Raw genomic sequence first — 25,939 nt, 5'->3', positions numbered from 1 at the left:
CGGCCGCGCGGGTGGCGTCTTGGGATCGGCCGTCTGTACGGCGTCCCGCACGGGCCGCGGGCGCGCTGGGACAATCGGGCGATGATCAGCTCTCGTCAGCTCGAATATTTCCAGGCCGTGGCCCGGGAGCTCCATTTCACCCGGGCCGCGGAGGCGTTGCGCATCGCCCAGCCGGCGCTGTCGCAGCAGATACGCAAGCTCGAACGCCAACTCGGCCTGACCCTGTTCGAACGGAACCGGCACCGCGTAGAGCTCACCCCGGCCGGCCGCGCGCTGCTGGAGCACGCCGACCGCGTCCTGTCGGACCTGGCGGCGGTGGAGGAGGAGATGCTCGGCTGGGCCGAAGGGACCCGCGGCCGGATCCGGCTGGGCACCGCCCGAGGGCTGGCCACCCAGGTCGCGCGGGTACTTGCGGCCTTCTCCGCCGCCTACCCGGCGGTCACGGTGGAGCTGAAGGAGCAGACCACCCAGGACATGCTCGACGACCTGGACGCGGGCCGCCTCGACGCCGCGACCCTGGCCACCCGGCCCGGCTCCGGTGACACGCGGCTGGCCTGGCACCCACTCGGCGCCGAGCCGCTGGTGCTCATCACCGGCCCAGCCACGCCCTTCGCCGGGCGGGACCGCCTGCCGGTGGCGGAGCTGGACGGGGCCGACCTGGTGCTTTACCCGCCTGGGTCGACGGTGCGCGAGATCGTCCTGTCCGCGCTGGTGGCGGCGGGTGCCAAGGCGCGGGTCAGGTTCGAGACCCGCGACTACCGCACGGCCCGCGCGCTGGCGAGTGTCGGGCTCGCCGCCGCCGTGCTGCCGCGTTCGGTGGCCGAGGAGCCCGGGATGCCGGTGGCCATCGTCCGGCTCGACCCCGAACCGTCCTGGACGCCGTCACTGGCCTGGTCCGCGGCCCGAGGTCCGGCCGCGGCGCTGGCGGCGTTCATCGCCTTCGTGGCCGAGCACCCCGAGCTCGCCGCGCTTGGTGGTGATATATCCGATGTATAACCATAAGGCGGATCATGTCTTGGACATATAGCCGCAGCTCCCGCAGGCTTTGATCACAAGAAGCGCTGAGAAGGAGTGTCGGCATGAACGGTCGCAGGGAGTTCCAAGGATTGATGGGGTCCGACCCCGAGGAGACGCTGGGGGAGGTGCGGCTGAGGTCGCCGCACATGTACGACGCCCTGGTCGAGGGGGCGTTCGGCGGTACGCTCGCCCGCCCCGAGCTGGGCCGCGCCGCCCGTGAGACGGCGACCGTCGCGATCCTGGCCGCCATCGGCGGGGCGGAGGCGCAGCTCGCCACCCACGCCCGCGCCGCCCTGCACAACGGCATCGCGCCCGACGAACTGCGCGCCCTGGCCCAGCATGTGTCCCTGTACGCGGGCTTCCCCCGGGCGCTGAACGCCCTCACCGTCATCGACGAGGTCCTGGCCGAAGCCGCGGTGCCGCGCCCGGCCGCGCTGCGCGAGGTGCGGCCGGCCGATCACCGGACGGTGGTCGCCCAGCGTGGCGAGAGCGGACCGCCCGTGGTGCTGCTCCACGGGCTCGGCCTGGACTGGCGGATGTGGGAGCCGGTCATGACCCGGCTGTCGGCGGGACGCCGTGTGTACGCCTACGACATCAGGGGTCACGGGGCGGCGGCCGGGTCGCCGTCGCCGTTCACGATGGCGGACACGGTCCGGGACCTCATCGGCGTGCTCGACGCACTCGGGCTCGAAAGCGCGCACGTCGTCGGCCTGTCCTACGGCGGCGGGATCGCGCAGGCCGCCGCGATCGCCCACCCGGAGCGGTTCGCCTCGCTGTCGCTGCTGGCCACCACCGACTTCCCGTTCGGCGCGTTCGAGGACAGGGCGCGGTCGGCCGAGGCCGACGGCATGCGGGCCCAGATCGTGCCGTCGCTCACCCGGTGGTTCACCCCCGCAGCGCTCGCCACCGACGGATGGGGAGTCCGGTACGCCCGGGAGCGCGTGCTGCGCGGCGACCCGGTCGACTGGGCCGCCGCGTGGCGCTCCTTCAAGGGGCTGGACGTGCAGGGCGGGCTCGCGAGGTTCGAGGCGCCCGTCCTGGTGCTCGCGGGGGAGCTCGACGCCTCCACGACGCCGGAGATCATGACCGCGCTCGCCGGGCGCATCCCGGGCGCCGTCTACCAGGAACTGCCCGGCACCCCGCACATGCAGACCCTGGAGCGTCCCGAGCTGGTCGCCGACGCCCTGGACACTTTCCTGCCGCTCGCGGACCGAGCAGCTCACCTTTCTTGACAGTAACTTTTTTCGGTGCGATCGTTTTATCCATGTACGAAGTCGCGGTGATCGAAGACCCGGCGGCGGCCGAGGCGTCGCTCGACCCGATGCGGTCGAAGCTGCTGGCCGAGCTGGTCGAGCCCGGCTCGGCCACGTCGCTGGCGGCCAGGGTCGGCCTGGCCCGGCAGAAGGTCAACTACCATCTGCGCACGCTGGAGCGGCACGGGCTGGTCGAGCTCGTGGAGGAGCGCAAGAAGGGCAACGTCACCGAGCGGGTGATGCAGGCCACGGCCGCGTCCTTCGTGATCTCCCCGATCGCGCTGGCCGCGGTGCAGCCCGACCCGGGCAGGTCGCCCGACCGGCTGTCGGCCCGCTGGCTGCTCGCCGTCGCCGCCCAGCTCGTCCGCGACGTCGGGGCGCTGATCACCGGCGCCACCGAGGCCCGCAAGCGGGTGGCGACGTTCGCGATCGACGGCGAGGTGCGGTTCGCCTCGGCGGCCGACCGCGCGGCCTTCGCCGAGGAGCTGACCGACGCCGTGACCGCGCTGGTGAGCAAGTACCACGACGAGACGGCGGAGGGGGGTCGCGACCACCGGCTGGTCGTCGCGGTGCACCCTTCGCTGAAGGAGCGCTGAGGTGGGACAGTCCTTCGAGCTTCCCCAGGAGGCCACGGTCGGGGCGAGTCCCGAGGAGGTGTGGGCGGCCATCGCGACCGGCCCGGGCATCGACTCGTGGTTCATGGGCCGTAACGAGGTGGCCGACGGCGTGGTACGCACCGTCTTCGGCCAGTACACCCCCGAATCCACCGTGACCACCTCAGAGCCGCCCGCCCGGTTCGCGCACGCCAGCCCGACGGCCGAGGACGGCCGGTTCGTCGCCTACGAGTTCCTCGTCGAGGGCCGCGACCAGGGCAGCACCACGCTGCGCATGGTGACCAGCGGCTTCCTGCCCGGTGACGACTGGGAGACCGAGTTCGAGGCCATGTCCCTGGGCCTGGCGATGTTCTTCGCCACCCTGGTCGCCTACCTGACGCACTTCAGCGGCCGGACCGCGACGCCCGTCACGGAGTTCGGGCCGCACGTCGCCGACTGGCCGCGCGCCTGGGCGGTCCTTCACCGCGAGCTCGGCCTCCCGGACCACCCCAAGCCTGGCGATCCCGTACGGTTCACGCCCGCCGGGCTCGCCCCGATCGACGGCGTCGTCTACTTCGCCAACGCCCAGACGCTGGGCGTACGGACCCCGGACGCCATCTACCGCTTCCTGCAGGGCATCGGCGGCTCGATGGTCGCCGCGCACCACCTCTACACCGGCACCGACGATCAGGGACCGGCCTGGCACGCCTGGCTCGACCGCGTCTTCGCGGCTGGGTGATCGGCCGGGACGGCCGGCAGGGGTCCAGCCGTCCCGGCCGCGCGGCGCACCATCCGTTCCGGTCGCCGGACTTCCGGCGACCGGAGTGGATGCCGCTGCCGGCACCGCGTACACCGTCACGATCAGGCTCGGCACGAACCGCCGCCAACGAGTCGTGCCGCCGCTCCTTCCCGTGCCGGTGCACGGCCCGCCAGGTATTCGCCCGGCAACCGCCGCTGGATTTCCCTAATGCGCGGCAATGTGGTCGGCGATCGCGGCCGCCAGGGTCCGCTCGCAGGTGGCGGCGTCGTCGGCGGCCCAGCACACGTAGCCGTCGGGGCGCAGAAGCAGAGCCGCCGCGCCCAGGTCGGTCGCACACTTGGCCCGTACGAGATCCACCCGGGCGGGCAGCCGGAGCTCGGCCGGGACGATCCCGGCCAGGTCGAGCAGGACCGCGTGCCCGGCCCCGAACAGCGCCGACAGCCGGACCGGCTCCGTGCCGACGAGCAGGTCGGCGTCCGGCACCCGCTGCCCGGCCAGCGGATGTTCGCCCCCGAGGTCGTAGCCCAGCGACAGGCCGGACATCAGGCCCGCCATGTGGCGGTTGGCGTCCGGCAGCCGCAGCAGATCGGTGAAGATGTCGCGCAGCGCGAGCACATCCTGGCTCGGCCGCGGCATGCCCAGCAACCGCTGCGCGGACGTGTGGTGCAGGACCCCGGCCGCCACCGGATGCCGTTCGGCCTGGTAGCGGTCCAGGAGGCCCTCGGGCGCCCGGCCCTGGACGGTCGCGGCCAGCCGCCAGCCGAGGTTGATCGCGTCCTGCACGCCGATGTTGAGGCCCTGACCGCCGAACGGCGGGTGGATGTGCGCGGCATCGCCCGCGAACAGCACGCGGCCCGCCCGGTAGTCCGCCAGTTGCCGGGTCGCGTCGGTGAAGCGCGAGGAGTTGTCCACCGCGCGCAGCACGATCTCCTCGCCGTAGACGGCCCGCAGCGCGGTGATGATCTCCTCCTCCGTGACCGGCGCGTCGCGGTCGGTCCCCTGGTCCTCGCTGCCGAACGTGAGCCGGTAGCGCTCGCCCCCGATCGGAATCAGCATGGCCCAGTAGCCGCCGCCCTCGCGGACCAACTCGCTCATGTGGCCTATCGTCTGGGGGACCGACGCCGACGTGGCGGACAGCCGGACGTCGGCCAGCACCGCCACGAACGTCCCGTCCCCGCCGGGGAACGGCAGCCCGAGCAGCTTGCGAACGGTGCTGCGGCCACCGTCGCAGCCGACCAGATAGTCGGCCCGGAACCGCTGCCCGCCGGCGCTCACCGTCACTCCGCCGTCGTCCTGCTCGACCGCCGTGACCGCGGCGTCGCGCAGGACCCGCGCGCCGTGGGCGGTCGCGGCCTCCTCCAGGACCTCCTCGATCTCCCACTGCGGGATCGCGATCGGGTACGGATGCCGCGTACGCCACGGCTCGCAGTCCAGCGGCACCGGCAGGAACGCGAAATGGCCGCCCCCCGGCGCGCGTTCCATGGCCCGGCTTCGCAGCGGCTCCAGCAGGCCACGCAGCTCCAGCAGCTCGGCCGTACGGGGCTGGATCGCGCCGCCCTTCGTCTGCTCGATGCGCTCGGGCAGCCGCTCCAGCACCAGCGTGCCGACCCCGGCCAGCGCCAGCTCGTACGCCAGCGTCAGGCCGGTCGGCCCGGCACCCGCGATGATCACCTCGGTGTCCCTCAAGGCCCCTCCTCTTTCCGTCGCCTGAGTGCGAATGTATACCCAGTGCAGAAAAAGTCCAAGTGCAGATTTCTGGTAAGGTGGCGAACGTGACCAGCGAGCCCGGGCTGCGCGAGCGCAAGAAGCAGCGGACGCACACGGCGATCTCCGAGGCGGCGATCGACCTGTTCCTGCGGCATGGGTTCGACCAGGTGTCGGTGGCCCAGGTCGCGGAGGCGGCCGAGGTGTCCAGGCGCACGTTGTTCGCCTACTTCCCGGCCAAGGAAGACCTCGTGGTGCACCGGTTCGCCGATCATGAGGCGGAGGCCGGCCAGGTGGTCCGGGCCCGGCCGGCGGGCATGGGGCCGCTGGAGGCCCTGCGGGTGCACTACCTCGACGGGCTGGCCAGGCGTGACCCGATCACCGGTCTCAATGACCTGCCGCCGATCGTGGCGCTCTACCGGATGGTCCTGGAGACGCCGGCGCTGGTGGCCCGGATGTACCGGTTCCAGGCGGGGGCCGAGCGGGCGCTCGCCGATGCGCTGCGTGAGACGGCGGCTGTCGATGAGTCCGCCGCGCGCCTGGCGGCCGTTCAGATCGTGGCGGTCCTCTGGGCGTTGATGCTGGACAACGCCAGGCTGCTGGCGGCCGGCGAAGGCGCGGACGAGCGCTACGCGGGCGCGGTGAGCGAGGCCGAGCAGGCGTTCGCCCTGCTGGCCAACGGCTTGGGCCGGTTGGGCGCACCGCGCGGAACCTGAGCCGACAGCGGTTCGCAGGGCTTGAGCCGTCAGCTGTCAGCCGTTCGCGAGACCCGAGCCGTCAGCCGATCGCAGCCGCGTGGGTGGCTGCCGTCCGAAGACGGCAGCCACCGTTGTCGGGCTACGCCGGGAGGGCGTTCTCCAGGAGCGGTCGGTGGCGCAGCATCCAGGCCGCCGCCCGTGCCTGCCAGGCCAGGGCCCACAGCGGGCCCGGGTCCCTGGTCTCGGGCGTGATCCGCGACCTGATCGCCACGGACGCGCAGTCACGGATGGCGAACTCGATCATCCGCGTGACGAAGCCGTCGCGTTCGGCGGCGGTCAGCCCGTAGCCGTCGAGGAAGCGGCGCAACTGACCCGCGCGTGCCTCCGCGCCGGGCAGGCTCTGCCGTTCGGCGACGTCGTCGTCGTGCAACTGGGCGTTCCACCACGCGGCACCCGCCACGTCGTCCAGCCGATCGATCGGACCGGCGCTGGTCCAGTCGATGTAGGCGACCGGCAGGCCGTCGCGGGCCACGGTGTGCCACGGTCCCGTGTCGCGATGGCTGATGATCGCATCGGACGCGGAACTCTCGAACGGCCACGGCTGCCACACCGCGTCCGGCGGCGGCCGGAATCCGGCCGTCGCGTCGTGGAGCGCGCGCAGCAGGCGGCCCGCCTGCCACACACCCTCGTCGGACCAGGCGTGCGGGTGGACGAAGTCGCCGTCGATGTAGGTGACGGCGTCACGTCCCTCCTCGTCGTAACCGTCGCCGACCAGGCGCGGGCTCCCGGTGAAGCCCACGTTCTCCAGATGCAGCAGCAACGCGTGGACGCTGTCCGTCCACGGCCCGGCCGGGCGCAGCACGACGTCGCCGTGCCGGACCACCGGCGTGGGATTGCCCTCGGCCCCCAGCAGGGGTTCGAAGGATGATGGGGAAGTCACTCTTGCTCCTCGTGATCGTGATGGAAGATCACTCCAACGCGAGGAGCCCGGTACGCGTCAGGCGACCTCTCGCGTCGGAGTGTGAACCGAGACCTCGCCGAGGGCCTTGGTGGCCATGTGCCACACCTCCTGATAAATCGCGGGAAACCGTCCCGGCCGACGCTGCCACAGCGGGGGAGGCCGATCAACGCGTTTTCCGCCGGTACGGTGTGCGGCGGAGGCGTTGTGGACCGGTGGGACGCTCGCCCGGTTCGCCGACGCGGGCGCCAGGACCGCCTGCATCTGGCTCGAGGTGACGCCGGTGGCGACGCGGAGGTCAGCTTGCTGGGGTGACGCCCGCGCGGTCGATGGCCGCCTCGATCCCGTCGAGCACGACGGTGAGCCCGGCGGCGAAGGCCGGTCTGGCCTTGACCTCCAGGTAGGTCGCTGCCTGGTCAGGCTGCGGGCCCGCGCCGGACGGCGGGGCAGGGTCGTCGGTCTCGATCCAGGCCACCATCGGGAATCGTTCGGCGAAGCCGGGGGCGACCTCTTCTAGCAGGGCCGATCGGGCGTACCACCACTCCTCGTCGGACACCCCGGTTGCCGCCGGCGCCTGTCGTGACTCCGCGACCGTCCTGGCCGCACCCCGGATGAAGTCGGTGAGCAGCGAGACGATGCCCCGGAGCCGGCCGCCGCGCAACCCGGTGGCGCGGAGCAGGCCCACCAGCGTCTCCAGCATCACGAACTCGTTGGGCCCCAGCACCGGCCGGGCCTGCGACACCTGCAACACCCACGGGTGGCGGACGTAGAACGCCCAGACGTCCCCGGCCCACGACGTCACGGCCGCCCGCCAGCCGCCTGCCAGGTCGTAGCCGGTGGGCAGCTCGGCCAGGGCATGGTCGTACATCAGGTCGATCAGTTCGCTCTTGCTGGGCACGTACGTGTAGAGGGCCATCGCCGTGCGGCCGAGGCGTTCGCCCACCGCGCGCATGGACAGGGCGGCCATGCCCTGCTCGTCGGCGACCGCGATCGCGGCGTCCACGATCATGTCCACGCTCAGCCCCGGTTTGGGGCCGGGACCGGTACGTGGCTCCTCCGGCGCCGTCGCGCGCCACAGCAGGCCCATCGAGCGGCGCGCGTCTCCCTGGCCGGCGAAGACCACCACCTGACGACTCCTCACGGACGCGGTAATTCCTTACGCCATAAGGCTATCAGCGTTGATCACCGGAGCGCGGAACGGTGCGTGGGTGGCCGCTGGGGCAGGCTGATCAGGCGCAGGCCGGCTGACACGAGTGTCCAGCCGAGCGCCGTCACACCGGCCGCCCACCGGGGCGGCAGCTCGCGCCGGCAGTCCCGGTGCAGGCGCCACCTGGTCACCTCGGCCCGTAATTCGGCGGCTCTGTGTCGTTCGGTGTAGAGATGCATGTCGGGGTGCATGTGCCGACCTCCTGGAAGTCTCAGGCGCGGAACGGGAATCCGAAGAACTGCAGGGCCACGTGCTCGCGGCCTTCGGTGTCGCCCGCCTCCTGGGCGGCCCTGCCGTGCGCCCACCAACGCTCGATGACCGCGTCGATCTCCTGGCCGAGCAGTCGCAGCTCCTCGGTGGTGAGCGTGGTCATGTATTCGGAGCTGAACGCGGCGGTGCGCCACGCCGCCGACCAGGCGGGCTGTTCGTCGAGGTAGCGCTCGTACAGCTCGCCCTGAACCTGGTACGCCACGCGGGCCAGGGCGGTGCGGGCGGCGACGGTCTCCGGGGGGTCCGCCGGGTCCTGGGTTCTGGCGCTGAGGTGCTGGGAGACGACCTGCCACCAGCGCTCCCTGCCGTCGCCGCTCTGCGGCTCGGCCTCCTCGATGAGGCCGAGCGCGGCCAGCTTGCGCAGGTGATAGCTGATCAGGGAGACGGCCTCATCGGCCTGGTCGGCCAACTGGGAGGCGGTCGCCGTGCCGGCCACGGCGAGGGCTCGGTAGAGCTTCAGTCGCAGTGGGTGCGTGAACGCCTTGAGCTCGTCGAGATCGCTGATGCGGCGGGTCTCATGCTGGGCCATGACCCCACCATAGAAGCGAAAGAAAATTTGCGCAAATAAAGTTGCGCATCTCGGCCGGTGTACGAGATCGCACCCGGGGGAGGGGGATTTCTCCCCGGGATGGCGGCGGGAAGGATAGGCAACACTAAGCTGTGAAGCCGAATGCCGCTCCAGACCCTTGTGGCCTCCACGTCTTCAGACGAGGAGAGGACCGGGATGGACGACCGACGAGCCCGCCGCGCCTTCGTCGAGCTCGCGGACACGCTGCAGAACGCCCTGGACAGCCGCGTCCTCATCGAGCAGGCGAAGGGCATGCTGGCCGCGCGCCTGGGCGTCGGTATCGAGGACGCCTTCGGCGTGCTGCGCGAGCACGCCCGCGCCCGCAACCGCAAGCTCCTGGACATCGCCCAGGAGGTGACCGACGGGATCCTGTGGATCGCGCCGCATGGTTAGTACGCGCGGTCCAAATAGGATCGACCCCATGAACGGCGAGCCGGAGGAGCAGGCCCCCGACCAGTCGCGGGACGCTATCGACGTGATCGTGGAGCAGTGGCGCCGCGAGCGGCCCGACCTGGATCTGTCGGCCATGGAGGTGTTCGGCCGGATCGCCATGGTGTCGCGGGTCGCGGAGGCGGCGGTCGAGCAGGTGTTCGCGCGGCACGGGCTGCGTCAGGGGGAGTTCGACGTGCTGTCCGCGCTGCGCAGGCGCGGGTCCCCGTACACGCTGATCCCGTCGGAGCTGTCGGCGACGCTGATGATGTCGCGGGCCGGCATGACCAACCGCCTCGACCGGCTGGAGGCGGCGGGGCTGGTCGAGCGGAGTCTCGACCCGGCCGACCGCCGCAGCTTCCGCATCGCGCTCACCGAGGAGGGGCGGCGGGTCATCGACGCCGCGCTCACCGAGCACGCCGCCAACCTGACCCGGCTGGCCGCCGGCCTGTCGCCGGACGACGCGGCCGTGCTCGCGCGCGTCCTGCGCGGCCTGCTGACCACACCCGGCTGACGCGCCCGCCGGCAGGTCACAGGCTCGACAGGAGCCGCTCCAGCCCCCAGCGGAACTGGTCCGTCGAGATGTAGGCGGCGATGGCGTCGGCCGCGGCGTGCGTGCGCGGGACGAGCGCCGGGTCGACGGCGAAGACGGCCCGGCGGGCGGCGATCCGCTCGTCCTCCGGTGGCACGGGGCCGGTGCCTTCCAGCTCCGCGGCCTCCAACGCGATGGCGCCCAGCACGTACACCATGACCGTGTAGCTCGCCCGCGGGTCGGGCAGGGCGGCGAGCAGGCTCTCGCCCACCCGCGCCGCGACCGGCCCGCTGAAGGCCGCGCCGAGGATCGACGGCATCGCCGCGGGGTGGCGCATGAGCACCTGGCGCAGGTTCAGCGCGAAGGCCGTGATCCGCTCGTGCGGCTCGCGGTCCTCGTCTTCCAGCACGCCGACATCGGCCTCGCCGAGCAGCCGATCGGCGCTGTGTTGCTCGGCAGGCGGCTGCCGGACGGCCCCGCCGCCGCCCTGTCCGTGCACGCCGGGGTGCTCGCGGGGGTGGTGCAGGTGCTGGGGCTGCTGCGCTGGCCCTTCGCCGTCCCCGCGCTGGCGGACGCCGCTGATCCCCGGGCCGCCGAGACCATCTTCGCCGCGCTCCACGGCTACCTGGGCACCGGTGTGGGAGAGAAGCTCGGATACCTGCTCACCGCCGCGTGGACCCTGCTGGTGCTGATCGCGCTGCCTCGCGTGCCGCTCTGGTTCGGGGCGCTCGGCGCTCTCTCCGCGCTGTTCGTGGCGGCCGGGGTGGTGGGTGCCGACCTGGTGAACTTCGCGGGGTACGTCGCTTGGAGCGTGTGGGCGGTGTGCCTGGCCGTACGAGAAGGAGGGCGGCGTGACTCCGTGAGGGCATTGACATAAAAACCCTATTTTCCTACTGTTTGTGTAGGCATTTAGGAGGAGGCGCGATGCCCGATTTCGCCGACGCACCGGCCCACACGAACCCCTTCGACCAGTGACGCGCAAGCAGATCCACCTCGCGGCCCACTTCCCCGGCGTGAACAACACCACGGTCTGGGCCGACCCCCGATCCGGCAGTCAGATCGACTTCGCCTCGTTCGTCCACCTGGCCAGGACGGCCGAGCGGGGCAAGTTCGACTTCTTCTTCCTGGCCGAGGGGCTGCGGCTGCGCGAGCTAAAAGGCCGCATCCACGACCTCGACGTGGTCGGCCGCCCCGAGGCGCTCACCTTGTTGAGCGCACTCGCCGCCGTCACCGAGCGCCTCGGTCTGGCGGGCACCGTCAACGCCACCTTCAACGAGCCGTACGAACTGGCCAGGCGCCTGTCCACGCTGGACCACCTCAGCGACGGCCGGGCGGCCTGGAACGTGGTGACCACCTCCGACGCCTTCACCGGCGAGAACTTCCGGCGCGGCGGCTACCTCGACCGCGCCGACCGTTACACGCGCGCCGCCGAGTTCGTCCGCCTCTCGCGGGAGCTCTGGGACTCCTGGCAGCCGGGCGCGCACCTCGCCGACAAGGACCAAGCCCAGTTCGTACGCCCCGGCGCCATCGGGACCGTCCACCACGAGGGCCCGCAGTTCACCGTCGAGGGACAGTTCACCCTGCCCCGCAGCCCCCAGGGGCATCCCGTCATCATCCAGGCGGGGGACTCCGACGAAGGCAGGGAGTTCGCCGCCGCCACGGCCGACGTCATCTTCAGCCGCCACGGCACGCTGGAGGACGGCCGGGCCTTCTACGCCGACGTCAAACGCCGCCTGGCCCGCTACCAGCGCGAGCCGGACCAGCTGAAGATCATGCCCGCCGCCACGTACGCGCTGGGCGACACCGAGGAGGAGGCCGCCGAGAACGCGGCCGCCATCCGCCGCCAGCAGGTCGGCCCGCAGACCGCGACCGCCTTCATCGAGCAGGTGTGGGGTCGTGACATGTCGGCCTACGACCCCGACGGGCCGCTGCCGGAGGTCGAGCCCGACCTGTCGGAAGGCGTCTCGCAGGGGCGGGTGCCGATCGGCGACCGGGTCGCGGTGGCCGCCAAATGGCGGGCGCTGGCCGAGGAGAAGAAGCTGACGATCCGCGAGCTGGTGATCGAGGTGACCGGACGGCAGACGTTCGTCGGGACGCCGGCCGGCGTGGCCCGGCAGATCGACGAGCACGTGCAGGCCGATGCGGCCGACGGGTTCATCCTGGTGCCGCATCTGACGCCCGGCGGGCTCGACGAGTTCGTGGACCGCGTGGTGCCGCTGCTGCAGGAACGCGGCGCCTTCCGTACCGACTACACCGGCACCACCCTGCGCGAGCACCTGGAGCTGTCATGACCCTGCACCTCGCCGTCGCGCTGGACGGCGCCGGCTGGCATCCGGCCGCCTGGCGGGAGCCGTCCGCGCGGCCGGAAACCATCTTCTCGGCCCGCTACTGGGCGGCGCTCGTGGCCGAGGCCGAGCGGGGGCTGCTCGACTTCGTCACGATCGAGGACTCGCTCGGCCTCCAGTCCACGCTGCCGGACGGGCCCGACTCGCGGGCGGACCAGGTGCGCGGGCGGTTCGACGCCGTGTTGCTGGCCGCCCGGCTCGCGCCCCTGACCAGCCGGATCGGGCTGGTGCCGACGGCCACGACCACGCACACCGAGCCGTTCCACGTAGCGATCGGTATCGCCGCGCTCGACCACATCAGCGGCGGGCGGGCCGGATGGCGACCGCAGATCTCGGCCAGAAGCACCGAGGCGGCACATTTCGGCCGCCGCCAGTTCCCACCCCTGGACAACGCGACCCTTCGGGAGGGCGCGGGCCCCCTGGAGGACGCAGGCTCTCGGGAGGGGGCGGGTCTTTCTGGTGGTGAGGGGAATCTGGGGTGGCCGTTCCAGATCGATGGTGAGCATGTGCGGGCGCTGTTCGAGGAGGCGGGTGACGCGGTCGAGGTCGTACGGCGGCTCTGGGACAGCTGGGAGGACGACGCGGAGATTCGCGACCTGTCCACCGGGCGGTTCATCGACCGGGACAAGCTTCACTACATCGACTTCGCCGGGCGGTTCTTCTCGGTGAAGGGGCCATCGATCACGCCCCGGTCGCCGCAGGGCCAGCCGGTGGTCACGGCGCTCGCCCATGCCCGGCTGCCGTACGAGTTCGCCGCGGGCGGCGCCGACGTCGTGTACGTCACGCCGCACTCCGCCGACCACGCGCGCGGCATCGTCGAGGAGGTCAGGGAGCTGTCGGCGGAGCTGACCGTCTTCGCCGACCTGGTGGTGTTCCTGGGCGACGGCGCGGCCGAGCGGAAGGCCCGCCTCGACCGGCTCGACGGGGCCGAACTGCGCTCCGATGCGGCGATCTTCACCGGCACGCCGGAGGAGCTGGCCGAGCTGCTGCTCCAGTGGCGGCGGGCCGGGATCCAGGGGTTCCGGCTGCGCCCCGGCGCGCTGCCGTACGACCTGGAGGCGATCACCAGAGGGCTGACGGCGGAGCTGCGCGGGCGCGGGGTGTTCAGGCGATCGTACGAGGCCACGACGCTGCGCGGGCTGCTCGGCCTGCCGCGCCCGGCCAGCCGCTATGCGGAGGTGTCATGAAATTTCTGGCTATCACGTTGATCGTCCATAACGACGAGAGGTCGCACACCGAGCGGTTCCGCGAGGTCGTCGAGAACGCGGTCCTGGCCGAGGAGCTGGGCTTCGACGGGTTCGGGGTGGGGGAGCGGCACGAGCGGCCGTTCATCTCCTCCTCGCCGCCGGTGGTGCTGAGTCACATCGCGGCGAAGACGTCCAGGATCCGGCTGTTCACCGCGGTCACCACCCTGAGCCTGCTCGATCCCGTACGGGCCTATGAGGACTACGCCACGCTCGACCATCTCTCGGACGGCAGGCTGGAGCTGATCATCGGCAAGGGGAACGGCGCCGCGCAGGCGCAGCTCTTCCACGTCACCGCCGAGGACCAGTGGGACCGCAACCGCGAGGGGTACGAGCTGTTCCGCCGCCTCTGGCGGGAGGACAAGGTCACCTGGGAGGGCCGCTTCCGTCCCTCGCTGACCGAGGCCGAGACCTGGCCCCGGCCGCTCCAGCGGCCGATCAGGGTGTGGCACGGCAGCGCCACCAGCAAGGAGTCCGTGGACCTGGCCGCGCGCTACGGCGACCCGCTGTTCTCCGCGAACGTCACCAACCCCATCGAGCCGTACGCCGAGCTGATCGACTACTACCGGGAGCGGTGGGCCCACTACGGGCACGACCCGGCCGAGGCGCTGATCGGGGCCGGGACGGCGGGCTACTACGCGGCCCGCACCTCCCAGGAGGCGATCGAGACCTACCGGCCGATCTTCGACGCCCGGCTGGCGCTGTTCGCCAAGCTCGGGCTCAAGCCGGTGTTCAGCACGCTGGAGGACGCCATCGAACGCAGTTCGATCCTGGTCGGCAGCCCGCAGCAGATCATCGACAAGGTGTCGCGCTATCACAAGCGGTTCGGGCACGAGGTCATGCACCTGCACGCCGACGCCGACGGGCTCACGCCCAAGCAACACCGGGGCGCGCTGGAGCTGTTCCAGGCGGAGATCGCGCCCGTACTGCGCCGGGAGATCCCCAGCAGGCCGTTTCCGGAGAGGACGCCATGACGCTTTCCATCCTCGACCTCGCCCCCATATCCTCCGGCGGAACCGCGCGTGACGCGCTGCTCAACACGCTCGACCTGGCCCGGCGGGCCGAGTCGTTCGGCTATCACCGCTACTGGCTGGCCGAGCACCACTTCGCCCCCGGCGTGGCCAGCTCGGCCCCGGCCGTGCTCATCGGCCTGGTGGCGGCGGCCACCAGCCGGATCAGGGTCGGATCCGGAGCCGTGCAGCTCGGGCATCAGACGCCGCTGTCGGTGGTCGAGCAGTTCGGGCTGGTCGACGCCCTGTACCCGGGCCGGATAGACCTCGGCATCGGCCGCTCCGGTCAACGCCGCGCCGAACTCGCCGCCAAGGCCCCGCCACCGACGGCCGACGGGGAGGCGGGGCGGGTCGTCGGTGGGCTGCTCATACCGCCGCCGTTCGACTGGTCCAGGCTCGCCGCGCATCCGCACCTGGCCTTCCACGCCTCGCTGCTCCAGCAGCCCGGCGCCCGTACGCCCGATTTCGCCGAGCAGATCGACGACGTCATCGCGTTCCTGACCGGCACGCACGAGGCGCACGCCGTCCCCGGCGAGGGGGCGGAGGTGGAGCTGTGGATCCTCGGCAGCAGCGGCGGACAGAGCGCCCAGGTGGCGGGTGAACGCGGGCTGCCGTTCGCGGCGAACTACCACGTCAGCCCGTCCTCCGTGCTCGAAGCAGTAGAGGCCTACCGCCAGGCGTTCAAGCCGTCGAAGGCCCTGGCCGAGCCCTACGTGATCGTGTCGGCCGACGTCGTCGTGGCGGCGGACGACGCGACCGCGCGGGAGCTGGCCAAGCCGTACGGACTGTGGGTACGCAGCATCAGGACCGGCGAGGGCGCCAGGACGTACCCGACGCCCGGGGAAGCCGACGCGCACGTCTGGAGCGCCGGGGACCTGGCGCTGGTGAAGGACCGGATCGACACGCGGTTCGTCGGCACGCCCGACGCCGTCGCCGAGCGGCTGCACGTGCTGCGGAAGGTGACGGGCGCCGACGAACTGCTGGTCACGACCATCACGCACGACCACGCCGACCGCGTACGCTCCTACGAGCTGCTGGCCGGCGCCTGGGACGGCCGCTCATGAAGCGGATCCTCGTCGTCCTCGTGCTCACCCTGGCCGCCTGCGGCTCCCAGTCGTCCGCCCAGCAATCCCAGGCCGCCACCCTGACCTGGGCGATCGAGACGCAGCCCATCACCCTGAACCCGCAGCAGTGGGCGCAGAACAAGGTCAGGCTGCTCGTGTTCAACCAGTTCGACGCGCTGCTCTCCCGTGGCCGCGACGGCACCTTCGAGCCGTGGCTGGCGAAGTCGTGGAAGGTGTCGGACGACGGGCTGACCTACACCTTCGAGCTGCGCGACGACGTGACCTTCCACGACGGCACGAAGTTCGACGCCGCGGCGGTCAAGGCCAACCTGGATCAGTTCCTGGTGCCGGGCTACAACGCGGCCGTGGCGGCGATCCAGCTCGCGGCCTTCGACAAGGCCGAGGTGGTGTCGCCCACCACGGTGAAGGTCACGCTCAAGAAGCCCGACGGGCTGTTCCTCGACTTCCTGGCCTCCCCGTACAGCGGGCAGGTCTCGCCCAAGTCGCTGAAGAGCGCCAAGAACCTCAAGTTCGGCGGCCTCGACCTGGTCGGCACCGGGCCGTTCATCCTCGACCGGTACGTCCAGGGCCAGGAGATCCACTACCACCGCAACCCCGCCTACAAGTGGGCGCCGCCGAGCGCCGGGCACCAGGGGCCCGCGTACCTCTCGGAGCTCACCTACCGCTTCCTGCCCGAGGCCGCGGTCCGCGTCGGCGCGCTCACCTCCGGCCAGGTACAGGTCATCGAGGGCGTCCCCGCGACCGAGGTGAACCTGATCAAGAAGGACCACGCCTTCCAGACCGCGCTCAACTCCGGCACCTCCTTCTCCTACTACTTCAACACCTCGCACGCCCCCTTCGACGACCAGCGCGTACGGCAGGCCTTCCGCGAGGCCGTGAACGTCGACGCCGTCCTCGCCTCCGTCTACCAGGGCACCGCCACCAGGGCGTGGAGCGTCGTCGGCAAGGCGAGCCCGTTCTACGACCCGTCCCTTGAGCACACGTTCGGCGGCGATCCGGCCAAGGCCAACGCGCTGCTCGACGAGGCCGGCTGGACGCGGCGCGACAGCGAGGGCTTCAGGGTCAAGGACGGCGAACGGCTCACCGTACGCAGCGTCTCCTCGGCGCCGTTCGTCAGGGACCGCCGCGACATCCTCGCCCAGGCCATCCAGGCCCAGGTCAAGCAGAGCGCGGGCATCGACTTCCAGGTGAAGATCGTGGACCAGGGCACCGCGCAGAAGGCCCTGGACGAGAACCAGTACGAGATCTTCGAGAACTCCCGCGGCGACTCCGACGTCGGCGCCGCGCTCAACCTCATCCTGCCGAGCAAGGGGGCCATCAACCGCAGCCATTTCTCCGACCCGCGGGTGGACAAGTGGCTGGCCCAGGCGTCCGCCACCGCCGACCAGGCGCGACGCAAGGAGCTCTACACCCGGGTGCAGCGGGCCGTGGTGACGGAGAAGGCCATCGTGTTCCCGATCTATGTGCCCGCCGACCAGCTGGCCGCCCAGAAGACCGTGCGCGGCCTCGGCTTCGACCCCGGCTCGGGAACGCCGCGCAACGCCTACGACGTCCAGGCCGGCACATGATCAAACGCTTGGGCACCGGGCTGGCCGTGCTCTGGGCCGCCGCCACCTCGTCGTACGTCGCGCTGCTGCTCGCACCGGGCGACACCATCGACATCCTGATCGGCAACGGCGTCGACACGCCGGAGATCCGAGCCAAGATCGTCGCCGAATGGGGGCTCGACCGTCCCGAGGTGGTCCAGTACCTGTCCTATCTGTGGCGGCTGCTGCACGGCGATCTCGGCCGCTCCTACCAGCTCCAGCGCGGCGTCGGCGAGATCCTCGCCACCCAGGTGGGTCCGACGCTCCAGCTCACGCTCGCCGCCGCGGCGACCGGGGTGACGCTCGCCGTGATCATCGCGCTCGCCACCGCGGGGCGGGGCCGCTGGCTGCGCGGCACGGCCTCGGCCGCCGAGCTGGTGTCGGTCTCGGTGCCGCCGTTCCTCATCGGGATCGTGCTGCTGTCGGTGTTCTCGTTCACGTTCGGCTGGTTCCCGGTGTCCGGCGCGTCGGGGCCGCAGGCGCTCGTGCTGCCCGCGCTCGCCCTGGGCCTGCCGATCGCGGGCGTGCTCGGGCAGGTGCTGCGCGGTGGGCTGGAACGCGCGCTGGAGCAGCCGTTCGCGGTCACGGCCAGAGCGCGCGGGCTGACCGAGCGGGCCCTGGTCGCCAGGCACGCGCTCCGGCACGCGCTGATTCCGGCCGTGACGCTGGCCGGGTGGTTCACCGGCACGCTGCTCGGCGGGACGGTGATCACCGAGGCGCTGTTCGGCCGGCCGGGGCTCGGTCAGGTGGCGATGCAGGCGGTCACGGGCCGGGACATGCCGGTGGTGATGGCCGTGGTGCTGCTGTCGGCGGTCGTCTACGTGGCCATCAGTACGCTGCTCGACCTGGCCTATCGAGCCATCGATCCCAGGATCGGGGGCTGACCGTGCCGGCGCGCATCCTCGTACCCGTCGTGTTCCTGATCCTGCTGGCGCTGGCCGTCGCCGTACCCGGCCTGCTCACCGGCGTGGACCCGCTGTCGGCCGACCCGCTGCGCGCGCTGACCCCGCCCGGCGGCGCGCACTGGTTCGGCAGCGACCACCTCGGCAGGGACGTGCTGTCCAGGGTGGTGTACGGCGCCCGGCACTCGCTCAGCATCGGCGTCTCGGCCACCGCCGTGGCCGTGACCTCGGGCATCCTGCTCGGCCTGGCCGCCGGGCTGTCGCCGAAGTGGCTGGACGAGGCGCTGGCGCGGTCGTTCGACGTGCTGTCGACCCTGCCGGAGCTGCTGCTGGCGCTGCTCGTCATCGCGATCACCGGCCCCGGCACCATGAACGTGATCTTCGCGATCGCCGTCGCCCAGATCCCCAACTACGCGCGGGTGATCCGGGCCCAGACCTTCGTGGTCCGCCACGCCGGGTACGTCGAGCAGGCCGTGACCTTCGGCCGATCCCGGGCGGTCATCACCGCCCAGCATGTACTGCCCAACGTGCTGGGCCCGATCCCGGTGCTGGCCACCATCGGGCTCGGCCAGGCCGTCATCGGCGCGTCGGGGCTCAGCTTCCTCGGTATGGGGCCGCAGCCTCCGGCCGCCGAGTGGGGCGCCATGCTCGCCGAGGCACGCAATTATCTGCGGGTCGCCTGGTGGGAGGCGCTGTTCCCGGGTGTCGCGATCACCTTGACCGTCATCTGCCTGACCGTGATCGGGCGGCGCCTGCAACACCGCTTCGAGGGGAGGACGCCGTGACCACGTACCGAGAAGAGCGCACGGAAAGTGACGCCGTCGCCTCTGACGCCGCGCTGGTCTCCGTGGTGGACCTGAGAGTGAGTTTCGGCGGGACCGAGGTCGTGCGCGGCGTCTCGCTGTCGGTCGCGGCGGGGGAGTGCGTCGCGATCGTCGGCGAGTCCGGCTCCGGCAAGAGCGTCACCGCCCGGTCGCTGCTCGGCCTGGCCGGGCCGGGCTCCCGGGTCGAAGCCGGGTCGTTCGACCTGTCCGGCAGGGACGTTCGCGGCTTCCGCCCGGCCGACTGGCGGCGGATGCGCGGCCGGTTCGCCGGGCTGGTGCTGCAGGACGCGCTGGTCTCGCTCGATCCGCTGCGTACCGTGGCCGCCGAGATCGGCGAGGTGCTGGCCGTACACCAGGTCGTGCCCCGTGCGCGGCGGCCGGAACGGGTGCTGGAGCTGCTCGACGCGGTCGGCGTCCCCGACCCGGCCGCCCGCGCCCGCCAGCACCCGCACCAGCTGTCCGGCGGGCTGCGGCAGCGGGTGCTGATCGCCTCGGCCATCGCCGCCGAGCCCAGGCTGATCATCGCGGACGAGCCCACCACCGCGCTCGACGTCACCGTGCAGGCCCAGATCCTGCGGCTGCTCGCCGAGCGCAAGGCCGCGGGGACGGCGCTGCTGCTGATCAGCCACGACCTCGCCGTGGTCGCGTCGATCGCCGACCGCATCCTGGTCATGAAGGACGGCCGCGTCGTCGAGGAGGGGCCCGCCCGGAGCGTGCTGGCTTCGCCCGCGCACGCTTACACGCGCTCGCTGCTCGCCGCCGTCCCCTCCGCCGCCTCCAGGGGCACCCGCCTGTCGGACGGCACGCCACTCCCGCGCCGCGCCCTGAACTCGTCTCCGCTCCCGGTCCTGAACTCGTCGGAGCCGCTTCCGCACCGTGCCTCGACGTCGTCCGCGCAGGTGCTCGCCGCCACTGCCCTGTCCATGTCGTACGGTCCGCGCCGCGTCGTGGACGACGTCTCCTTCACCCTGCACGAGGGCGAGACGCTCGGCATCGTCGGCGAGTCCGGCTCGGGCAAGACCACGGTCGCCAGGCTCGTCCTCGGCCTGCTCGAACCCGAGACCGGACAAGTGCGCCTGCACCAGCGGCAGTGGAGCGGGCTGCCCGAACGCGAGCGCCGGCCGATGCGCCGGCGCGTCCAGCTCATCTCGCAGAACCCGCTCGACTCCTTCGACCCCCGCCACACCGTCGGCCGCCTGGTCGCCGAGCCGCTCGCCCTGCCTCGCCGGGAACGCCGGGCGCGGGCACTGGACCTGCTGGAGCGTGTCGGCCTGCCCGCCGCGTACGCCACCCGCCACCCCAGAGAGCTGTCCGGCGGCCAGCGCCAGCGGGTCGCCATCGCCAGAGCCCTCGGCCCCCGCCCCGGCGTGCTCGTCTGCGACGAGCCCGTCTCGGCGCTCGACGTCTCGATCCAGGCCCAGGTGCTCGACCTGCTCGCCGAGATCCAGGCCGAGTACGGGACCGCCATGCTGTTCATCTCCCACGACCTGGGCGTCGTCCACCATGTCAGCGACCGGGTGCTCGTCATGAAGGACGGCCGGGTGGTGGAGGAAGGCGAGGTCGAGCAGGTGTTCCAGCAGCCCCGCCATCCGTACACCCGCGCCTTGGTGGACGCGGTCCCCCGCCTCGAGTAGCCGCGCTTCCGCACGCACCGCTTCGTCACCGACACCGCGAGCGATCGCCGTTCCCGCTCCTCAGAAGGACCTCAGCCGAAGTACGGCGGAAGGTGGAGTGTGCTGTAGTGCGGAACGTGTCCGTGATTGAGGACACTTTGGGGCATGCGAGAGCTATTGCGGGGGACCCGATACCTCCTGGGCGGCCTGCCGTCCGCCATTGCCACGTTGTTCGCGCCACCGCTCCTGGCGATGGTGGCGCTGTCGTCCGGCATCGCCGGGCTCGGGCTCTTCGCGTTCCCCCGGGCGACGGTCGTGCTGCGACGCTGGGCCGAATGGCACCGCCGCCGCGCCGCCGCGTACCTCGGCGTCACGGTGATCCCGCGAGACCTGGTGCTCGGCAAGGGGCTGCGCGCCCAGTGGCGGCAGGTGCTCGACGATCCCGAGGTCAGGCGCGACGCCCGCTGGACGCTGCGCCAGATCGCCACCGGTATCCCGGCCGGGCTGGCCGCGCTGGCTCTCGTCGGCACCCCGGTGTTCAGCGTGGTGGCGGCTCCGCTGTGGTGGCTCTTCCCCGCCGACGAGCCGCTGCGGTTGCTGGCCGGGATCCCGGTCACCGGGTGGGGGAGCGCGCTGGGGCTGGCCGCCGTGTCGGTCGCGGGCTTCGGGGCGCTGTCCTGGTGGGCGGTGCCGCGGCTGGCGGGGTTCCACGCGCGCGGGTGCGTGGCCGCGCTGGAGCCCACGGCCGAGGAACTGCTGACGGAACGCGTCGGCGAGCTGACCGAGAGCCGGGCAGGCGTACTCGACGCCCACGGCGCGGAGCTGCGCCGCATCGAGCGGGATCTGCACGACGGCACGCAGGCCCGGCTGGTCGCGATCGCCATGCGGCTGGGCGTGGCCAGGGAGTCGCTGCCCGACGACGCCGGAGCCCTCGCCAAGCTGCTCCAGGAGGCGCACGAAGGAGCTGAGGAGGCCATGACCGAGCTGCGCGAGGTGATCAGGACGATGTACCCGCCGATCCTGGCCGACCGCGGACTCGACGGGGCGCTGGCCGCACTGACGGCCCGGGCGGGCGTCCCGGCCGAGGTCGAGCTCCAGGACCTGAGCGCCGGGGCGTCCCGGGCCGGCGAGCTGGGCAAGCTGCCCGCCTCCGTGGAGGCCGCCGCCTACTTCATCGTGGCCGAGACGCTCACCAACGCCGCCAAGCACAGCGGCGCCACCCGGGTCCTGGTCCGGCTGACCCGCGACGGCGGCCGGCTGCTGGTCGAGGTGACCGACGACGGGATCGGCGGCGTGAACGAGGCGCTCGGCACCGGCGTCATCGGCATCCGCCGCCGGGTCGCCGCGCTCGACGGCACCGTGCTCGTCTTCAGCCCGGCCGGCGGCCCCACCGCCATCACCGTGGAGCTGCCGTGCGCGTCGTGATCGCCGAGGACAACGTCCTGCTCTCCGCCGGGCTGGAACTGTTGCTGGGCAGCAAGGGGATCGAGGTCGCCGCCATCGTCACCGACGAGCCGGGCCTGGTGGCGGCCGTGGACGAGCACCGGCCCGACGCCGTCATCGCCGATGTGCGGCTGCCCCCGTCGTTCCGCGACGAGGGCATCCGCGCCGCGCTGGAGGTCCGGCGCGCGCACCCCGGCCTGCCGGTGCTGGTCCTGTCGCAGTACGTGGAGAAGGTGTACGCCAGGGAGCTGCTCTCCGACGGTCGTGGCGGTGTCGGCTATCTGCTGAAGGACCGGGTGAGCCGGGTCAGCGAGTTCGTCGGCGACCTGCGCCGGGTCGCCGACGGCGGCACGGTCATGGACCCGGAGGTCATCGCCCAGCTCATGGCGGGGGGCGGCGGGAGCGGGATCGACGCACTCACCAACCGCGAACGCGAAGTGCTCACCCTCATGGCCCAGGGACTCGGCAACACCGAGATCGGCAAGCGGCTGTTCGTCACCGACAACGCCGTGCACAAGCACATCGGCAACATCTTCGCCAAACTCGGCCTGCCGCCGGCCGACGGCGGACACCGCCGGGTCCTGGCCGTACTCGCCTATCTGAACAGTTCGTGAGGTCAGTCCTGCTGGATCACCGACAGCCAGTTGCCCGCCGGGTCCTTGAACCAGGCGATCAGCGGGCCGCTCACACGGTTGACGCCCTTGTCGTCCGTGCCCTCAAGCCGCTCGAAGACGACCCCGCGCGCCACCAGCTCGTCCACCGCCTGGTCGATGTCGCTGACGGGGAAGTTCAATATCGTGAACGTCGCCGGCGTGTGGTTCTGCTTCGGGTAGACGATCGTGTCGCGGTCGCCCGCGATGTGCAGCGTGAGGATCCCGTGGTCCTCGGAGACGCGCAGGCCGAGCGTCTCGCCGTAGAACCGCTTGGCGGCCGGGATGTCGTCGGTGGAGAAGCCGCTGAAGGCTCTGGTGTTCTCGAACATGATGGTTTCCTTCCGTCATCGGGGACGTGGAAACCGCCGCCAGAGCTCAGCCGTCGAGGTGGCGCAGGATCGCCAGCACCCGTCTGCTGTAGGTGGGGGTCGCGGGCAGGCCGAGTTTGTCGAAGATGGCGTTGACGTGCTTCTCTACCGTGCTCAGGGAGATGTGGAGGTTCGTGGCGATCGCGGCGTTGGTGTAGCCCTGGGCGAGTTGCCGTAGGACCTGCGACTCGCGTTCGGTGAGCGTACGCAGCGGGTCCACGTGGGTGGTGCGGGCGAGGAGCTGCTTGACCACTTCCGGGTCGATGACGGTCCCGCCCTCGCGGATCCGCTCCAGCGACCCCAGGAAGTCCGCCACCTCCGACACCCGGTCCTTCAGCAGGTAGCCCATGCCCTCGGTGGCCCCGGAGAGCAGTTTGGCGGCGTACGTCTTCTCCACGTACTGCGACAGGACCAGCACGCCCACCGCGGGCCAGCGTTCGCGGATCTCCAGCGCCGCGCGGAGCCCCTCGTTGGAGTGGGTGGGCGGCATCCGGACGTCCACCACCGCGATCTCCGGCTGGTGTTCGGCCACCGCCGCGATCAGGGACTCCGCGTCGCCGGTCGCGGCCACGACCTCGTGCCCGGCGTCCTCCAGCAGCCTGATCAGACCCTCACGGAGCAGCACGGCGTCGTCGGCGAGAATCAGCCGCACGTCCCCTCCTCCGGCCACGGCACATCGCGGGTCTCGGTCAGCCGCACTGTCCCTCCTTCGGGAGGGTCGCGCAGATCCTGGTGCCGCCGCCGGGCGGGCTGTCGACCTCGAACCGGCCGTCGAGCGCCAGCACCCGCCGGGCCAGCCCCGACAGCCCGCCGCCCGCCGGGTCGGCGCCGCCCTGTCCGTCGTCGGAGACCACCAGGCGGACCGCCCGCTCGTCCTCGCTCAGCACGACCAGGATGTCGCTCGCCCGCGCGTGCTTGACCGCGTTGGTGATCGCCTCCCTGGCCACGAAGTAGAGCGCGGTCTCCACCTCGGAGACGGGCCGCCCGGCCAGCCCGTATTCGACGCTCACCGGCACGGAGGACCGTTCGGCGACACCGGCCAGCGCCGTGCGCAGGCCCAGCTCGTCGAGCGCCGTCGGGTAGATCCGCCAGGCCACGCTACGCAGCTCGTCGAGCAGTTGCCGCGACTCGGCGTAGGCCTGGTCCAGCAGCTTGGCGGCCCCGGCGGGGCTGTGCCGGGCCCGCCCGAGCAGCATGGCCAGCGCCACGCCGCGCTGCTGCACGCCGTCGTGCAGGTCGCGCTCGATCCTGCGCCGCTCGTCGTCGACCACCCGCACGATGCCGTAGCGGGTGACGGTCAGCTCGGCGATGCGCCGCCGCATCAGCTCCTGTGGACCGGGGCCGAGGAAGCGTACGGCCAGCCGCCGTTCGGTCGCCACCAGCAGGCGGCACCAGAACGCGCCCAGGGCCAGCATCAGCACCCCGCAGGCCAGGCCGACCGCCCAGCTGTGCATCGACAGCCTGATGCCGGGCAGGTCCAGCGCCACCGGGGCGTACTCGCCGGAGAACACCACCCACAGGCTGCCGCCCAGGAACAGCAGGGCGAGGAACAGCAGCGCCAGCGCGAGGTAGCCCCCGAACACCCCGACCAGCGCACGCAGCGCCAGGTAGCCGTGACCGGAGGCGGACCCGTCAGTCTCCTGCCCGAACCAGGCGGCCAGCCGGGCCCGTTCCAGCTCCACCATCCGCGGCGCCCACCTGCTCCGGTACGGCCAGGCGAAGGCCAGCAGGGCGAGGGCCGCCGCGCCGGTGACCAGCCCGGCCAGCACGCCGGTGAGCTGCCTGAAAACAATGCCTGCCACGGTCGCGAAGTCTAGGCGCCGTGGCGGCGCGGCACATCGTTCACCTGGTCATGCCGAGGTCCGGACCGTTCGATGGGCGGCGAACGACTGGCGGTCTCCCGACCATGCCGACCGGGGTACGGCCGCCTCCAGCCGGTCGAGGTCGGCGGGGGACAGGACGATCTCGGCACTGCCGGCGTTCTCCGCCAGCCGGGCGGCGCGCCGGGTCCCGGGGATCGGGACGACGTCGTCGCCCTGGGCCAGCAGCCAGGCGAGCGCGAGCTGAGCCGGGGTCACCTCGCGCTCGGCGGCCAGCCGCCGCACCTCGGTGGCGAGCGCCTGGTTGCGCTCCAGGCTCTCGTCCTGGAATCGCGGATCTCCGAGACGGAAGTCGCCCGCTCCGAGGGCGTCCGTGGTGACGGTGCCGGCCAGGAAGCCGCGGCCGAGCGGACTGTAGGGCACCAGCCCGATGCCCAGCCGGCGGGCCGTGGGCAGCACATCGTCCTCGATGTCACGCCACCACAGCGACCATTCGTACTGCGCCGCGCTGATCGGATGGGTGGCGGCCGCCCGCTCGAGCTCGTCGGGGCTCGCCTCCGACAGCCCGAGGTGGCGGACCTTGCCTTCGGCGACCAGCTCCGCCATGGCGCCGACGGTCTCCTCGATCGGCACCTGCGGGTCGACGCGGTGCTGGTAGTACAGGTCGATGTGGCCGACGCCCAGCCGGGCCAGTGACGCCTCGCAGTAGGCGCGGACGTTCTCGGGCCGGCCGTCGACCCGTCGTCCGCCGTCGTCGCCGCGGATGATGCCGAACTTGGTGGCCAGGACCACCTCGTCCCGGCGCCCGGCCAGCGCCCGGCCGAGCAACTGCTCGTTGTGGCCACGGCCGTAGCTCATGGCGGTGTCCCAGAAGGTGACGCCGATGTCGATGGCCCGGTGCAGGGCGGCGATCGACTCGGCGTCGTCGGCCGGCCCGTAGCCCTGTGACATGCCCATGCAGCCGAGGCCGACTGCCGAGACGGTGAGACCTTCCGGCCCGAGGGTTCGTACGTTCATGGTCCTTCACCGTAACCACGACTTATTCTGGTATCCACAG

28 protein-coding genes are annotated in these 25,939 nt (G+C 71.9%); 18 read left to right on the top strand and 10 right to left on the bottom strand.

Features of this window, described 5'->3' with window-relative positions; genetic code table 11:
• The first annotated feature begins 81 nt into the window (after window positions 1-81).
• The 4 genes from ACGFNP_RS44595 to ACGFNP_RS44580 all read left to right on the top strand — a co-directional run bounded on the left by ACGFNP_RS44595 (window position 82) and on the right by ACGFNP_RS44580 (window position 3,602).
• The gene (locus tag ACGFNP_RS44595) at window positions 82-996 is read left to right on the top strand and encodes a LysR family transcriptional regulator (RefSeq protein ID WP_393329055.1); all 915 of its coding nucleotides are present in this window, start codon (window positions 82-84) and stop codon (window positions 994-996) included.
• 83 nt (window positions 997-1,079) lie between these two features.
• On the top strand, window positions 1,080-2,249 hold the full coding sequence (locus ACGFNP_RS44590) for an alpha/beta fold hydrolase (protein WP_393329053.1): 1,170 nt from the start codon (window positions 1,080-1,082) through the stop codon (window positions 2,247-2,249).
• A 32-nt stretch (window positions 2,250-2,281) separates the two neighbouring features.
• A complete protein-coding gene (locus ACGFNP_RS44585; protein ID WP_358324059.1) occupies window positions 2,282-2,866 on the top strand; it encodes a helix-turn-helix domain-containing protein in 585 nt (194 codons plus the stop codon).
• Window position 2,867: 1 nt separating this feature from the next.
• Entirely contained in the window at window positions 2,868-3,602 is a 735-nt protein-coding gene (locus ACGFNP_RS44580) for an SRPBCC domain-containing protein (protein ID WP_393329051.1), read from the top strand.
• A 225-nt stretch (window positions 3,603-3,827) separates the two neighbouring features.
• Here ACGFNP_RS44580 and ACGFNP_RS44575 read toward each other — a convergent pair whose 3' ends face one another.
• The gene (locus tag ACGFNP_RS44575) at window positions 3,828-5,309 is read right to left on the bottom strand and encodes an FAD-dependent monooxygenase (RefSeq protein WP_393329049.1); all 1,482 of its coding nucleotides are present in this window, start codon (window positions 5,307-5,309) and stop codon (window positions 3,828-3,830) included.
• Window positions 5,310-5,395: 86 nt separating this feature from the next.
• On the opposite strand from ACGFNP_RS44575, the gene ACGFNP_RS44570 reads away from it, so the two are divergent.
• On the top strand, window positions 5,396-6,043 hold the full coding sequence (locus ACGFNP_RS44570; RefSeq protein ID WP_393329048.1) for a TetR family transcriptional regulator: 648 nt from the start codon (window positions 5,396-5,398) through the stop codon (window positions 6,041-6,043).
• A 121-nt stretch (window positions 6,044-6,164) separates the two neighbouring features.
• Here the strand turns inward: ACGFNP_RS44570 and ACGFNP_RS44565 are convergent, their stop codons facing one another.
• The 4 genes from ACGFNP_RS44565 to ACGFNP_RS44550 all read right to left on the bottom strand — a co-directional run bounded on the left by ACGFNP_RS44565 (window position 6,165) and on the right by ACGFNP_RS44550 (window position 8,989).
• Window positions 6,165-6,965: an aminoglycoside phosphotransferase family protein gene (locus ACGFNP_RS44565; protein WP_393329046.1), complete on the bottom strand. Its 801-nt coding sequence runs from the start codon at window positions 6,963-6,965 to the stop codon at window positions 6,165-6,167.
• A gap of 316 nt (window positions 6,966-7,281) precedes the next feature.
• Entirely contained in the window at window positions 7,282-8,109 is an 828-nt protein-coding gene (locus ACGFNP_RS44560; protein ID WP_358324869.1) for a TetR/AcrR family transcriptional regulator, read from the bottom strand.
• A gap of 56 nt (window positions 8,110-8,165) precedes the next feature.
• Window positions 8,166-8,381 (bottom strand): hypothetical protein, encoded by a 216-nt coding sequence (locus ACGFNP_RS44555; RefSeq protein WP_358324043.1) that lies wholly within the window; start codon window positions 8,379-8,381, stop codon window positions 8,166-8,168.
• A gap of 20 nt (window positions 8,382-8,401) precedes the next feature.
• The gene (locus tag ACGFNP_RS44550; RefSeq protein ID WP_393329044.1) at window positions 8,402-8,989 is read right to left on the bottom strand and encodes a helix-turn-helix domain-containing protein; all 588 of its coding nucleotides are present in this window, start codon (window positions 8,987-8,989) and stop codon (window positions 8,402-8,404) included.
• 195 nt (window positions 8,990-9,184) lie between these two features.
• Here ACGFNP_RS44550 and ACGFNP_RS44545 point away from each other — a divergent pair, with 195 nt between their 5' ends.
• Together ACGFNP_RS44545 and ACGFNP_RS44540 are read left to right on the top strand one after the other, a co-directional pair.
• A complete protein-coding gene (locus ACGFNP_RS44545) occupies window positions 9,185-9,421 on the top strand; it encodes an ANTAR domain-containing protein (RefSeq protein WP_393329043.1) in 237 nt (78 codons plus the stop codon).
• Window positions 9,422-9,449: 28 nt separating this feature from the next.
• Complete coding sequence (locus tag ACGFNP_RS44540; RefSeq protein ID WP_358324035.1) at window positions 9,450-9,971, top strand: MarR family transcriptional regulator; 522 nt, start codon at window positions 9,450-9,452, stop codon at window positions 9,969-9,971.
• A 16-nt stretch (window positions 9,972-9,987) separates the two neighbouring features.
• Here the strand turns inward: ACGFNP_RS44540 and ACGFNP_RS44535 are convergent, their stop codons facing one another.
• Window positions 9,988-10,398, bottom strand: a complete 411-nt coding sequence (locus tag ACGFNP_RS44535; RefSeq protein WP_393329041.1) for a TetR/AcrR family transcriptional regulator C-terminal domain-containing protein — start codon at window positions 10,396-10,398, stop codon at window positions 9,988-9,990.
• Here ACGFNP_RS44535 and ACGFNP_RS44530 point away from each other — a divergent pair.
• The 11 genes from ACGFNP_RS44530 to ACGFNP_RS44480 all read left to right on the top strand — a co-directional run bounded on the left by ACGFNP_RS44530 (window position 10,369) and on the right by ACGFNP_RS44480 (window position 22,655).
• Complete coding sequence (locus ACGFNP_RS44530) at window positions 10,369-10,866, top strand: DUF4386 family protein (RefSeq protein WP_393329040.1); 498 nt, start codon at window positions 10,369-10,371, stop codon at window positions 10,864-10,866. The two genes, ACGFNP_RS44535 and ACGFNP_RS44530, sit on opposite strands and share 30 nt — an antisense overlap.
• Window positions 10,867-10,960: 94 nt before the next feature.
• A complete protein-coding gene (locus ACGFNP_RS44525; protein WP_393329039.1) occupies window positions 10,961-12,280 on the top strand; it encodes an NtaA/DmoA family FMN-dependent monooxygenase in 1,320 nt (439 codons plus the stop codon).
• Window positions 12,277-13,521 carry an LLM class flavin-dependent oxidoreductase gene (locus ACGFNP_RS44520; RefSeq protein ID WP_393329038.1) on the top strand — a complete coding sequence of 415 codons (1,245 nt, stop codon included), beginning with the start codon at window positions 12,277-12,279 and terminating at the stop codon, window positions 13,519-13,521. The genes ACGFNP_RS44525 and ACGFNP_RS44520 overlap by 4 nt, the downstream gene beginning before the upstream one ends.
• On the top strand, window positions 13,518-14,552 hold the full coding sequence (locus ACGFNP_RS44515) for an LLM class flavin-dependent oxidoreductase (protein WP_358324023.1): 1,035 nt from the start codon (window positions 13,518-13,520) through the stop codon (window positions 14,550-14,552). The genes ACGFNP_RS44520 and ACGFNP_RS44515 overlap by 4 nt, the downstream gene beginning before the upstream one ends.
• On the top strand, window positions 14,549-15,652 hold the full coding sequence (locus ACGFNP_RS44510) for an MsnO8 family LLM class oxidoreductase (RefSeq protein WP_393329036.1): 1,104 nt from the start codon (window positions 14,549-14,551) through the stop codon (window positions 15,650-15,652). Before ACGFNP_RS44515 ends, ACGFNP_RS44510 begins: the two co-directional genes overlap by 4 nt.
• Window positions 15,649-17,241 carry an ABC transporter substrate-binding protein gene (locus tag ACGFNP_RS44505; RefSeq protein WP_393329034.1) on the top strand — a complete coding sequence of 531 codons (1,593 nt, stop codon included), beginning with the start codon at window positions 15,649-15,651 and terminating at the stop codon, window positions 17,239-17,241. Before ACGFNP_RS44510 ends, ACGFNP_RS44505 begins: the two co-directional genes overlap by 4 nt.
• Complete coding sequence (locus ACGFNP_RS44500; protein WP_393329032.1) at window positions 17,238-18,143, top strand: ABC transporter permease; 906 nt, start codon at window positions 17,238-17,240, stop codon at window positions 18,141-18,143. Before ACGFNP_RS44505 ends, ACGFNP_RS44500 begins: the two co-directional genes overlap by 4 nt.
• Before the next feature lie 2 nt (window positions 18,144-18,145).
• Window positions 18,146-18,946, top strand: a complete 801-nt coding sequence (locus ACGFNP_RS44495) for an ABC transporter permease (protein ID WP_393329030.1) — start codon at window positions 18,146-18,148, stop codon at window positions 18,944-18,946.
• Entirely contained in the window at window positions 18,943-20,619 is a 1,677-nt protein-coding gene (locus ACGFNP_RS44490) for a dipeptide ABC transporter ATP-binding protein (protein ID WP_393329028.1), read from the top strand. Before ACGFNP_RS44495 ends, ACGFNP_RS44490 begins: the two co-directional genes overlap by 4 nt.
• A gap of 144 nt (window positions 20,620-20,763) precedes the next feature.
• Window positions 20,764-22,023: a sensor histidine kinase gene (locus tag ACGFNP_RS44485; protein ID WP_393329026.1), complete on the top strand. Its 1,260-nt coding sequence runs from the start codon at window positions 20,764-20,766 to the stop codon at window positions 22,021-22,023.
• On the top strand, window positions 22,011-22,655 hold the full coding sequence (locus tag ACGFNP_RS44480) for a response regulator transcription factor (protein ID WP_358324004.1): 645 nt from the start codon (window positions 22,011-22,013) through the stop codon (window positions 22,653-22,655). Before ACGFNP_RS44485 ends, ACGFNP_RS44480 begins: the two co-directional genes overlap by 13 nt.
• 2 nt (window positions 22,656-22,657) lie before the next feature.
• On the opposite strand, the gene ACGFNP_RS44475 is transcribed toward ACGFNP_RS44480, so the two are convergent.
• Genes ACGFNP_RS44475 through ACGFNP_RS44460 form a run of 4 tightly spaced genes read right to left on the bottom strand, consistent with a single transcriptional unit; the run spans window position 22,658 to window position 25,899 of the window.
• Window positions 22,658-23,023 carry a VOC family protein gene (locus ACGFNP_RS44475; RefSeq protein ID WP_393329024.1) on the bottom strand — a complete coding sequence of 122 codons (366 nt, stop codon included), beginning with the start codon at window positions 23,021-23,023 and terminating at the stop codon, window positions 22,658-22,660.
• A 46-nt stretch (window positions 23,024-23,069) separates the two neighbouring features.
• Window positions 23,070-23,714, bottom strand: a complete 645-nt coding sequence (locus ACGFNP_RS44470) for a response regulator transcription factor (protein ID WP_358323998.1) — start codon at window positions 23,712-23,714, stop codon at window positions 23,070-23,072.
• Between the two features lie 37 nt (window positions 23,715-23,751).
• Window positions 23,752-24,864 carry a histidine kinase gene (locus ACGFNP_RS44465; protein WP_358323995.1) on the bottom strand — a complete coding sequence of 371 codons (1,113 nt, stop codon included), beginning with the start codon at window positions 24,862-24,864 and terminating at the stop codon, window positions 23,752-23,754.
• Window positions 24,865-24,912: 48 nt separating this feature from the next.
• Window positions 24,913-25,899, bottom strand: coding sequence for an aldo/keto reductase (locus tag ACGFNP_RS44460; protein WP_358323992.1), 987 nt, complete (start codon window positions 25,897-25,899; stop codon window positions 24,913-24,915).
• Window positions 25,900-25,939: the final 40 nt, after the last annotated feature.

This window comes from Nonomuraea sp. NPDC049269, assembly GCF_043197155.1.
Lineage (GTDB): Bacteria > Actinomycetota > Actinomycetes > Streptosporangiales > Streptosporangiaceae > Nonomuraea.
Note: the sequence above shows the minus strand (reverse complement) of the source record. Positions and strands in the feature narration are given on the sequence as shown.

Bases quoted from the DNA above. Each gene is read 5' to 3' on its own strand.
- ACGFNP_RS44595 (WP_393329055.1), top strand. From the start codon at position 82: ATGATCAGCTCTCGTCAGCTCGAATATTTCCAGGCCGTGGCCCGGGAG.
- ACGFNP_RS44590 (WP_393329053.1), top strand. From the start codon at position 1,080: ATGAACGGTCGCAGGGAGTTCCAAGGATTGATGGGGTCCGACCCCGAG.
- ACGFNP_RS44585 (WP_358324059.1), top strand. From the start codon at position 2,282: ATGTACGAAGTCGCGGTGATCGAAGACCCGGCGGCGGCCGAGGCGTCG.
- ACGFNP_RS44555 (WP_358324043.1), bottom strand. From the start codon at position 8,381: ATGCACCCCGACATGCATCTCTACACCGAACGACACAGAGCCGCCGAA.
- ACGFNP_RS44550 (WP_393329044.1), bottom strand. From the start codon at position 8,989: ATGGCCCAGCATGAGACCCGCCGCATCAGCGATCTCGACGAGCTCAAG.
- ACGFNP_RS44545 (WP_393329043.1), top strand. From the start codon at position 9,185: ATGGACGACCGACGAGCCCGCCGCGCCTTCGTCGAGCTCGCGGACACG.
- ACGFNP_RS44540 (WP_358324035.1), top strand. From the start codon at position 9,450: ATGAACGGCGAGCCGGAGGAGCAGGCCCCCGACCAGTCGCGGGACGCT.
- ACGFNP_RS44520 (WP_393329038.1), top strand. From the start codon at position 12,277: ATGACCCTGCACCTCGCCGTCGCGCTGGACGGCGCCGGCTGGCATCCG.
- ACGFNP_RS44515 (WP_358324023.1), top strand. From the start codon at position 13,518: ATGAAATTTCTGGCTATCACGTTGATCGTCCATAACGACGAGAGGTCG.
- ACGFNP_RS44510 (WP_393329036.1), top strand. From the start codon at position 14,549: ATGACGCTTTCCATCCTCGACCTCGCCCCCATATCCTCCGGCGGAACC.
- ACGFNP_RS44505 (WP_393329034.1), top strand. From the start codon at position 15,649: ATGAAGCGGATCCTCGTCGTCCTCGTGCTCACCCTGGCCGCCTGCGGC.
- ACGFNP_RS44500 (WP_393329032.1), top strand. From the start codon at position 17,238: ATGATCAAACGCTTGGGCACCGGGCTGGCCGTGCTCTGGGCCGCCGCC.
- ACGFNP_RS44485 (WP_393329026.1), top strand. From the start codon at position 20,764: ATGCGAGAGCTATTGCGGGGGACCCGATACCTCCTGGGCGGCCTGCCG.
- ACGFNP_RS44475 (WP_393329024.1), bottom strand. From the start codon at position 23,023: ATGTTCGAGAACACCAGAGCCTTCAGCGGCTTCTCCACCGACGACATC.
- ACGFNP_RS44460 (WP_358323992.1), bottom strand. From the start codon at position 25,899: ATGAACGTACGAACCCTCGGGCCGGAAGGTCTCACCGTCTCGGCAGTC.